Source organism: Pontibacter mangrovi, assembly GCF_006385705.1.
In the GTDB taxonomy this organism is placed as follows: Bacteria; Bacteroidota; Bacteroidia; order Cytophagales; family Hymenobacteraceae; genus Pontibacter; species Pontibacter mangrovi.
In genome coordinates this window covers 584725-594415 of the sequence record NZ_VFRQ01000002.1, presented here as the reverse complement: position 1 = coordinate 594415, position 9691 = coordinate 584725, and the positions used below count along the sequence as shown (strand labels likewise).

Below are 9691 nucleotides of genomic sequence, written 5' to 3'. Positions count from 1 at the left end.
TCGAGTTACCCACAAGTCCACAGCAGTAATAATAGTAATATCTAAAGATTAAATCAACAGGTAAAAATGTAGCGAATCTATTGAACCTTCACAACTCATAAAATAAATAAAGGCTCCCTCACCGGGAGCCTTTATTTATTTTATGCGGATGTCTTTGATGCGGAGTTGCAGCGTGATGACGCCCCGGTAAATGTTCTCTTCTATCGTATAACAAACATCAAAAGGGATGCCTTTGCTGATAGCTTTATAGTAGTCGCCGAGGCCGAAGCCAATGGCGTCGATGTTGTAGAAGCCGTCTTGGGTGAGGCGCAGCTTCAGGTGCGAGTCGCCTACAATGCGTACGCTACCGGTATCATACACGCACTCCGACACAAACACTGGGCGCATGTTGCCGGGGCCGAAGGGCTCCATCTGCCGCACAATGTTGTAGAAGTTTCTCGTGATCTGGTTCAGCTTGAGCGGCGCGTCAATCTCGATCTGCGGAATTTTCTGGTCGGCCGTAATGGTACTGGCCACCACCTCCTCAAAGCGCTTCCGGAAAGCCGGCACGTTCTCAACGGGTAAGGTTAAGCCCGCCGCATACATGTGGCCGCCAAACTGCTCCAGCAAATCCGAGCAGCTCTCGATGGCATCGTGCACGTTAAAGCCATGCACCGAGCGGGCCGAGCCTGAGGCCTTGCCGTTGCTCTGGGTTAGTATGATAGTGGGGCGGTAATAATGCTCAATGCAGCGCGAGGCCACAATCCCGATTACACCTTTGTGCCAGTTTTCCTTAAACAGCACGGTGGAGTTTGCCGAGCGCAGAAAATCGTCCTGCGCGATCATCTGCAGCGCCTCTTTGGTGATGTTGCTGTCCTTGTCGCGGCGGGCCTTGTTCGACTCGTTAATGATATCGGCCATTTTAAAGGCGTCTTCCTTTGTCTGGGCCAGCAGCATGCGCACCGAGTTCTTGGCATCGCCCATGCGCCCGGCGGCGTTAATGCGCGGCGCAAAGCCAAACACGATGCTGGTGATGTCCATTTCCCCACGGATGTCAGCCAGTTCTTTCAGGGCGTCTAAACCCGGCCGCATGGGCTGCGGGCCGTTCAGGTGCTGCAAACCGTAGTAAGCCAGAATGCGGTTCTCGCCGGTTATAGGCACAATGTCGGCGGCGATGCTTACCACCAGCAGGTCCAGCAGCTTGTATACTTCCTCTTGGTCTATATCATTCTGTATACAGAAGGCCTGCAGCAGCTTAAAGCCCACGCCACAACCTGAAAGCTCCTTATATGGATACGGACAGTCTAGCTGCTTTGGGTCCAGTACCGCCACTGCCTGCGGAATATCCTCGTCCGGTAAGTGATGGTCGCAGATGATGAAGTCGATGCCTTTCTCCGAGGCAAGGGCCACTTTATCGGCAGACTTAATGCCGCAGTCCAGGCTGATGATGAGCGTAAAGCCATGCTCCGCTGCCCACTCTATACCTTGGCTGGACACGCCGTAGCCTTCTTTATACCTGTCCGGGATGTAGAAATCGATGTTGGAAGTATAGTGGCGCAAGAAGCCATACATCAGCGCCACTGAAGTGGTGCCGTCCACGTCGTAGTCGCCGTAGACCAGTATCTTCTCGTTGCCGTGCAGGGCGTCGTTCAGGCGGTTTACGGCGCGGCCCATATCCTTCATTAGGAAAGGGTCGTGGAGGTCCTGCAGGGAGGGGCGGAAAAAGTGTTTAGCCTCGTTAAAAGTGCAGATGCCGCGCTGGCAAAGTATAGAAGCTAACGTAGCGCTAATCTTCAGCTCTTCCGAAAGCTGCTTTACTACCTCGGCCGGTGCTTCCGGGCTCAGTACCCACCTTTTCTCCATAAACTCTTTCTGCACTTTACTTGTTCTGTCGCAAAGGTAGCTAAATTAAGCTGCACCTGCAGGCGCAGGCTGTACCTTCGTGGTTATTTCCTTATTTTTGCCTCATCAACAGGATTAGAAGTGAAACGATTCAAAGCGCTTTTCGAAAAGTATAAAAATTATTCGCTGGACCTGATTATGTATGGGTTCTTTCTCATTTTTATACTTATCCTTTTCATCTTTTTCGCTTAGCGGGCAAGGCCTTAGTTCAGCTTGTCGCCGCGCAGGCGCCTGAAACGCTTGCGGGCCTCGGCTGCATAAATGCTGCCCTGGTGCTTCACCAGCAGGTCGTTGTACAGCTGCTGCGCCTTTGCCTTATCATTTAGGTTTTCCTCATAGATATAGGCCATCCGGTAAAGCGCGTCATCGCTCAGGATGTCGTATTGCGGGTTGCCCACTATCTTCTGCAGGCTCTCCACCGCCAGGTCAAACTCGCCTGTCCGCTCGTAAAGATTAGCTTTTTGGAAGTATATCTCATCCGTCAGGCTGTGGCCGGGGTATTTCTGCAGCATGGCATCCAGCGCCGCCAGTGCCTCCTGCATCTTGTTCTGGAAGATGAGCAGGTCTATGGCCGCGTATTCCTTCATGGCCACCGTGGAGGTATCCAGGCCGGTATTGTCGGTAATAAGCAGGCTCAGATCCATGGCATCATTGGCAATCTCGCGGCTGGTCGCCATCTTCAGGATGTCGAGGTGGGCCTGTGCCAGCTCAAAGTCGCCTTTGTAATAGCTCAGGCGGGCGTTTCGCAGCTTGGCTTCATGGCCTACCGGCGTGTCTTTGTTCGATTTCTCCACCTGCGCGTATAGCAGCGTGCTCTCCCAGGGCTCTCCCTTCAGCAGGTAAATATCGCCTAAAGTCAGTTTGCTTTCCGCTACCAGCGCCGGGTTGGCGCGCGGCATGTTAATAGCCTCCTGCAGCAAAGCAATGGCTTTTTCCTTATCATCCAGATGAAAAGCATATAGTGCGGCCATGTGCTGCAACACCTCCACCTTTTCCGGCCTTCGCCCCACTTCGCTTAGCAGGGCATCATAATCAGCGATCAGCGCCTGTATTTTGGCCTTATCCACCGGAAACGTGTTCTCTACCTGCTCCTCCCGCGCATTGATCAGGCGCTGCCGTGCCAGCAGGTAGTATGGCCCCTCCGGATACTCTTCCACAATGTACTCAAACGCCTCGATGGCGCCCTGGTAGTCATCGTTCTTCAGGCTGATATTCCCTAGCTCCAGTACCCGCGTGCCGCCGCTGTGGGTGCGCTTGTCCACGGCGCGCGCCTGCAGCAGGGCGCTGTAAAAATCCTTCCGCTGGATGTAGAGCCAGATCAGCATCTCATTATAAGCCAGCATCTCAGGATGCTGCTGTACCCGCAGGATCAGCTCTTTCTCCAACAGCTCGGCGTTTTCTTCTTCCCGCAGGGCCTGCTGCAGCCGGCTTTGCACATAACCCAGCTCGCTTTCGTTCTCCTGCAGCAGGTTCAGCACCTCTGGTATCAGCTTTTCTGTTTTCTGCCGGTAGGCATATAAGGCAATTAAGGGGCGGGTATAGGCGCTTTGGTCGCCGCTGAGCTGGCGGCCGCGCAGGTAGGCTTTCTCTGCGTAGTCGAACATGTCGTTCTGCATAAAGGTGTTGGCTACCACAATCACTCCCTCGGGGCTCATACTTTCCAGCAACTTATCAAACTGCTTTTCGGCGGCCGCTTTGTTACCGGAGGCCTGATATACCAGCCCCAGGTCCACATCAAAATTCGGGTTGCCGGGGTAGCGCTTGATGGTTTTCCGGACCAGCTTCTCGGCTTCTTTGTAGTTGCGCTGGGCCAGCAGTGTCTTCAGGTAGTCCGGGTACACGGCATAAAACAGCCGCTCATTGCCGATCAGCCTGCCGTACAGGTCTTCCGCCTTATCGTAATCGCCCTGGCTGTAGTACTGCCGTGCCAGCTCCAGGTCCTGCTGCTGGGCATTGGCACCGGGAGCCGCCAGCAGCACGGCCAGCAACAGCATCAAAGTATAAAGTATGTTCCTGCGCATTATATTTTATAAACGATGCATCTGCACTTGCGTGTATGCGTGCCTCTCTTTCTTAACTATGAATATACAGAATCGGTTTGTTTTTGGCTTTACTTTAGAAAAGAATGGCCTTGGGGCAAAAAAAGAGCCACTCCTGTGTGGGAGTGGCTCTCAATATACTTTATACGTTGTGGCTTAGAAGAAGCGCACGCGGTTGTCTTTGATATCCGCTTTTTCTTTGATCGCTTCGAAGGCCTGTGTTTCGGCACGACCGGCACGTGTGGCCAGAATCTGCTTCTTCACGTTTTCAAAGTCATCAATTTCCGGCGCAGGCGTCAGGTTTGTCAGCTCTACTACCAGCACACCGCCCTGTCCTTCTATAGGAGCGGTACGGGCACCCTGCTTCAGGCCGAAAGCCTCCCCTACTGCAAGCGGCTCCACGCCAATGCCCGGTATAGAAGCAGAGGCAAACGTAACGTTGTCAGCAGTCTTTACCATAGCATCCGGGCCATAGGCCGCTGCCATTTGGTCTAGTGATCCTTTCTGGCCTTTCAGCTTCTCTATGATCTGCTTTGCTTTCAACTCATCACGAACCGCCGCAGTCAGTTCCTCACGCACATCCTCTACAGAGGCATAGCCTTTCTCGCGCTCGCCTGTAAGCGTAGCCACCACAAACTGATCGTTTATCTCAACTACAGGAGAAACATCGCCTACTTCGGTGTCATCGGCATAAGCCCAGCGCACCAGCTCTCTCGCGCCGGAAAGGTTGTTTACCAGCACCTGGTTTTTACCGATATTGGCAGCCTCTTCCTTCACCAGCGACTTATTGGCCTCGATGTTTTTCAGGAACTCTTCTGTATTGTCGCTAGTGCCGGCCAATTCGTCTGCTACGGCGTAGGCTGCATCGCGGGTTCCTTCGCTTGGCTCTATCGTGCGCTCCACGGCTGCCACTTTATACTGCTGCTTTGTTTTCGGCTCGGTTACCTTCACAATGTGGTAGCCATACTCGGTTTCCACCAGGTTTGGCAGCAAGCCTGTGCCGCTAAAGCCGAAAACGGCATTGTCAAATGGTGCCACCATCTGCCCTTCCGGGAACCATCCCAGGTCGCCACCGCGAGAGGCTGTTCCGTCGGTACCATACTGGACGGCCATCTGTGCAAAATCAGCCCCGTTTTTAATCTGCGACAGCACATCCTGCGCTTTTGCCTTGGCAGCAGCCTTGGCTTCGGGTGTATCGTTCTCCGGACGAATCAGGATATGGCTTGCCTTCACAGAGAACTTGTCAGCCTGTTTGGCATCTACCACTTTGTAAAGCGCCACAGAGCCATTGCTGGTATACGGGCCGTATACTTTGCCTTTCTCCAGCTGCTGCTTGCGTAGCTGCTCCGGCAGGTTGGCCGGGGTTACGTAAGCACCGCTGTAAGGCACATCCGAGTTAGCGTTCACAAACGCCGAGTCGTTGGTGGCGCTGGCAAACTGCTTCGCTACCCGTGCAATTTCCTCGTTGTAGTAGGTGCTGTCTTCCTTAGAGGCTGTCACCGGAATGGTCACGTATTCAATCGTGCGGCCATCCTCTACTTTATAAAGCTCTTTGTTGCGCTCGTAGTAGTCTTTCAGCTGGGCATCTGTTACCTCAACGGCAGAGTCAGACACGGTGAAGTATGGCACGAAAAGCACCTTCAGGCTGGCAGCGGCGTTTTGGGCTTTGTAGAAGTTCTTTGCCTCAGCGCCGGTTACGTAAACTGTTTTGCTCAGCAGGCCGGCATACTTGCCCTGCAGGCGATCAGCGGCAATGCTCTGCTCAAAGTTCATCCACATTGGGCGCGTGCCGGTAGCATCCAGGTTTTGCAGGTACTGCACTACCTGGTTGCGGTCAAACTCGCCGGTTTGCGGGTTGGCAAACGCCTGCATAACGGCAGGGTGTATGTTGTTGCCCTGCACCATGTCGGCCAGCTCTTCGTCTGTTACCTCCAGGCCCAGGCGGTCGTATTCCTTTTGTAGGGCAATCTTAAAGATCAGTTGGTTCCAGGCCTGCTCGCGCAGCATGGCCAGTTCAGCCTCTGTGGCGGCACGGCCAACGCGGTTCTCGTAGTCCGCTTTTGCCTGCTGCAGCACTGCGTCAAACTCCTGGTAGTCAATTTCCTCTCCGGCTATCTCGCCTACTGTATTTGCATTATTGCCTAGCAGCCTTGAGTTTGGCCCCAGCAGGTCGCCGCCTACTACAAACACACCAAGCCCCAGGGCAATGGCGCCTACAGCCCAACCAGACTTCTCTCTAATCTTGTTAATTAATGCCATTCTTTATGTAACTTATAAAAGGATTGTGCAAAATAAGGTTAATCAGCCTAAAATTCAAAATTTTTATCTCGCTGATTAGCTTTTGGCATCTGCCTGAAAATCTGTGTTTTTTAAAAGCTTCACCGCATCTATCCGGTTCTCGTCCATGGTTAGCACCGTAATGGTAAAGGGCGGCACCTTCACGCTGTCGCCCGGTGTCGGTATCTCCCCAAACTCGGCAAAGATCAGGCCACCCAGGGTTTCATAGTCGCCTTCAGGCAGGTTAAGCTCATACTTCTCGTTCAGGTAGTCGATCTCGTGCCGCGCGCTCAGGATATAAAGCCCTTTGTCCGGGATTACCTGCTCCAGCAGCCCCTCGTTCACGTCATACTCATCCTGTATGTCGCCTAGTATTTCCTCTATCACGTCCTCCACGGTCACGATGCCGGATGTGCCTCCAAACTCATCCACCACCACGGCCACGCTGCGGTGCTCTGCTACAAAGCGCACAAACAGCTCGCTGGCCAGCATGCTCTCCGGCACCATGCTTACCGGCGCCAGTATCTGCCGGATCTCCCGCGGCTTCCGGAACATGTCCAGCTGGTGGCAATACCCGATGATGTTATCGATGCTGTCCTCGTACACCAGGATTTTGGAGTGTCCCGTGCTGATGAATGCCTCCCGTAGCGCCTCGATGGGCTCCTGCACCTCCACGGCCTCTATCTCGGTGCGGGGCACCATGCACTCGCGCACTTTCACGGTTTTAAAGTCCAGGGCGTTGTGGAAGATCTGCGGGTCTACCTCTGGGGCGTGCTCCTGCTCGGGGTGATACAGGCGGTTTTTTATGAACGCGTTGAGGTCTGTGAAGCCGAACACGGGCTTCTCTTCTGAAAACTCCATCTTAAACACTTTCTCTGCCACCCATTTGCTCAGCCCTACGATCAGGTATACCACCGGCCAGAGCAGGTAGTACATCAGCAGGATGAGCGGCGCCAGCGCCTGCAGCATTTTGTTGGGGTTGATGGCCGCCAGGCTGCGCGGCAGGAACTCTGCGGTAAGCAGCACCACCACCGAGGCAAGCAAGATCTGAAGTATAAGTATAAACAGGTTGAGCTGCAGCGGCTCGGGCAGGTAAGCAGAAAAGAACTGGTGCAACACGCCGGCAATGGCAAAGCCGTAAAGCACCAGCGCCAGGGTGTTCCCGATCAGCGTGGTGCCCATCAGGCGGGTGGGGCGCTGCAGCAGGTGCCACAGAATGCGGCCCGACAGCACGCCGTTTTTGTCGCTCAGCTCAATCTGTATTTTGTTTGCGGCCATAAACGCCATCTCAATACCAGAGAAGAAGGCCGAAAACAGCAGAGCGACGCACAGAAGTATGATCTGGCTGGGGTCTATCATCTGAAGTCAGTCTCTTGCATTTTCAGGCCTTGTCTTTCTTTTTGCTGTAGTGGTAGAGCATATAAAACACAAAGCCGATCATAAAGATCCAGTAATTGCCTGCAACGTCCTCCTCGGTAATGCTGCGGTGCACGCCTATCACCATGGCCACGAAGGCCAGCGAGAGCAGAATTATGTAAACGAGCCGTTTGTTCATTCTTCGCTGAAATTAAATTTGCCTGTCACCTTTTTAATAGAGTAGCGCGACATGTCCTGGTTGGCGGTGAGGCCAACGCCGGTGATCACCTCCTCCGGCGAGGTAACCTTCACAAACTTATCTGTGTAGATCCTGCCTTTGTTGCGGTTCCAGTATAGTTCCTCGGTTTCGAGTTTCTCGTTTTTCTTCAGGTTGTTTACCACCACGTTGCCGCGGGCATAGTAGAGGCTTTTGCGGGTTTCCTGGCGGCCATAGTTGCCTTTCAGCGTAGACTCCAGCTTTCCCTGCTCATCGTAAAACTCAATGTAAAAGCCTTTCGGGAAAACGCCGTCGCCGCCCTCAAACTCCTGCTGCACCGGTGCCTGCAGCTTAATAAGCACCTTAGCCGAGTCGCTGTACAGGGTGGTTACATCATGGTTCTCTATGGTTGGGCCTGTGTAGCGCTCCTCCTCATCGGGGTTCTTCAGGTCGCGTTTGCAGCCCAGCCCAAGTACGGCCACCAGCATCAACAACCCCAATATGTATGCGTTCCGCATGAATGCCTTATCCTTTGTTTTATGTATAGTTAGCAAATTTTATGCACTTATGTTTATGGTGGGTAGGCCCTATCGCAAAAAAGGCCGCTTCAAGAACGGCCTTTTATACTTTAGCTATACTTGTCTCTACTCGATGCGGCGCTTCAGGAACCAGCGGCTGTTCACGGTAAAGCCCAGGCCAAACTGCAAGTAGTTTTCCTGCACCAGCCCACTGTCGGTGGTGCCGCGCTGGCCATAACCCAACGATAGGTTTAACAAATAAAGGTCGTACATGGTGCCACGGCCCAGCGGAAAAGTAAATCCGGTGGTCAGGCCTTTGTCAGTGATATCCTCGCCGTTTAACTGGAACTGGGTATTGTTGTAGTAGAGGCCGCCACGGTAGGTAATGCGCTTAAAGTAGCTGTCGATAGCGGTGGCGTTTGGCGTATACTCCCCGCCCACGGCTATTTTGTAGCTGTCCTTCAGGTTGCTGTTCGTGCCGTCGAACCCTTTATACTTGGACCACTCGTAAGTGCTGAAATCGGCGGCAAGGGTAAGGTTACTGCCGTTGTCCAGGCTGACGCCCGCCCGCCAGTTGGCTGGCAGCTGAATGGTGTTGCTCACTGTGTCATCCGGCATTGGCTCCACCAGCGGAAGGCCGTTTGGCCCGCGGCGCTCATACGAGATGTCACGCTCAGCCTCCAGGTCGGCGGCAAAGCCATACACACCGCCTACGCCCAGGTTCAGCTTGTCCTTCAGTTTTTTCCTGTAGCTGAAGGCCGCCCGGTACATAAAGTCCCTGTAAGTGGTGCGGTCTATCTTAGTTATGCTTACCAGGCTGGCATTTGGCTGCTCCGGGTCCTGCACGGTGCTGCCTGTCTCGTTAATGATGTTGCCGAAAATATAGGAGGCGCTACCGCCTACGGTAAAGCCGCCAAACAGCCTGACGCCGTGCGCAAAGTATACTTCTGAGAGCCCTCCCTCGCCGGCGTATCTGCGCAGGATGCTAGCTTCTGGGTTGCCCTCTAAGTTAGAGGTAGCGTTTATCTCGTAGTTTACGGTAGAGAACGGACGTAGCCCCACCGCTGTGCTCCAGCGCCCGGAAATGGGCACCGCCAAGGATAGGTTATACAAATTGGCATTTCCGACTACCTGCGAGGCACTTTGGCTTTTAATAGTTTTAACCTGCCCGGCCGCGCTAAAATCGAAGTTGGTGATGCTGTTATAGTATAGCATGGCCGGGTTGGTGGTGTTGGGCTGATAGCTGTTGCCGGCGCTGATGCCTGCCCCTGCCATACCTGCCCCCCGGATGCTGCCGTAGTTCTCGTTTATCTCGCCGATGCCGTAGCGGGAGTAGGGTGTGTTGCCGATAAGCTGCGCCTGTGTGGCGTGTGCCATGCATAGCGCCGCGAAGCCTATCAGTA

7 protein-coding genes are annotated in these 9691 nt (G+C 53.8%); all 7 read right to left on the bottom strand.

All coding sequences use genetic code 11. The annotated features are described in order from the left end of the window. Nucleotides 1-135: 135 nt before the first annotated feature. On the bottom strand, nucleotides 136-1842 hold the full coding sequence (gene recJ / locus FJM65_RS06125) for a single-stranded-DNA-specific exonuclease RecJ (RefSeq protein WP_140620489.1): 1707 nt from the start codon (nucleotides 1840-1842) through the stop codon (nucleotides 136-138). Nucleotides 1843-2084: 242 nt separating this feature from the next. Beyond that, nucleotides 2085-3902, bottom strand: a complete 1818-nt coding sequence (locus tag FJM65_RS06120; RefSeq protein WP_140620487.1) for a tetratricopeptide repeat protein — start codon at nucleotides 3900-3902, stop codon at nucleotides 2085-2087. A 174-nt stretch (nucleotides 3903-4076) separates the two neighbouring features. Next, nucleotides 4077-6179: a peptidylprolyl isomerase gene (locus FJM65_RS06115; RefSeq protein ID WP_140620484.1), complete on the bottom strand. Its 2103-nt coding sequence runs from the start codon at nucleotides 6177-6179 to the stop codon at nucleotides 4077-4079. 75 nt (nucleotides 6180-6254) lie between these two features. Further along, nucleotides 6255-7556 (bottom strand): hemolysin family protein, encoded by a 1302-nt coding sequence (locus tag FJM65_RS06110; RefSeq protein ID WP_140620482.1) that lies wholly within the window; start codon nucleotides 7554-7556, stop codon nucleotides 6255-6257. A 22-nt stretch (nucleotides 7557-7578) separates the two neighbouring features. After that, nucleotides 7579-7752 carry a hypothetical protein gene (locus FJM65_RS21180; RefSeq protein ID WP_181163654.1) on the bottom strand — a complete coding sequence of 58 codons (174 nt, stop codon included), beginning with the start codon at nucleotides 7750-7752 and terminating at the stop codon, nucleotides 7579-7581. Next, the gene (gene lptC / locus FJM65_RS06105) at nucleotides 7749-8288 is read right to left on the bottom strand and encodes an LPS export ABC transporter periplasmic protein LptC (protein ID WP_140620480.1); all 540 of its coding nucleotides are present in this window, start codon (nucleotides 8286-8288) and stop codon (nucleotides 7749-7751) included. The genes FJM65_RS21180 and lptC overlap by 4 nt, the downstream gene beginning before the upstream one ends. 126 nt (nucleotides 8289-8414) lie before the next feature. Continuing rightward, nucleotides 8415-9665, bottom strand: coding sequence for a hypothetical protein (locus tag FJM65_RS06100; RefSeq protein ID WP_239022849.1), 1251 nt, complete (start codon nucleotides 9663-9665; stop codon nucleotides 8415-8417). Nucleotides 9666-9691 lie beyond the last annotated feature (26 nt).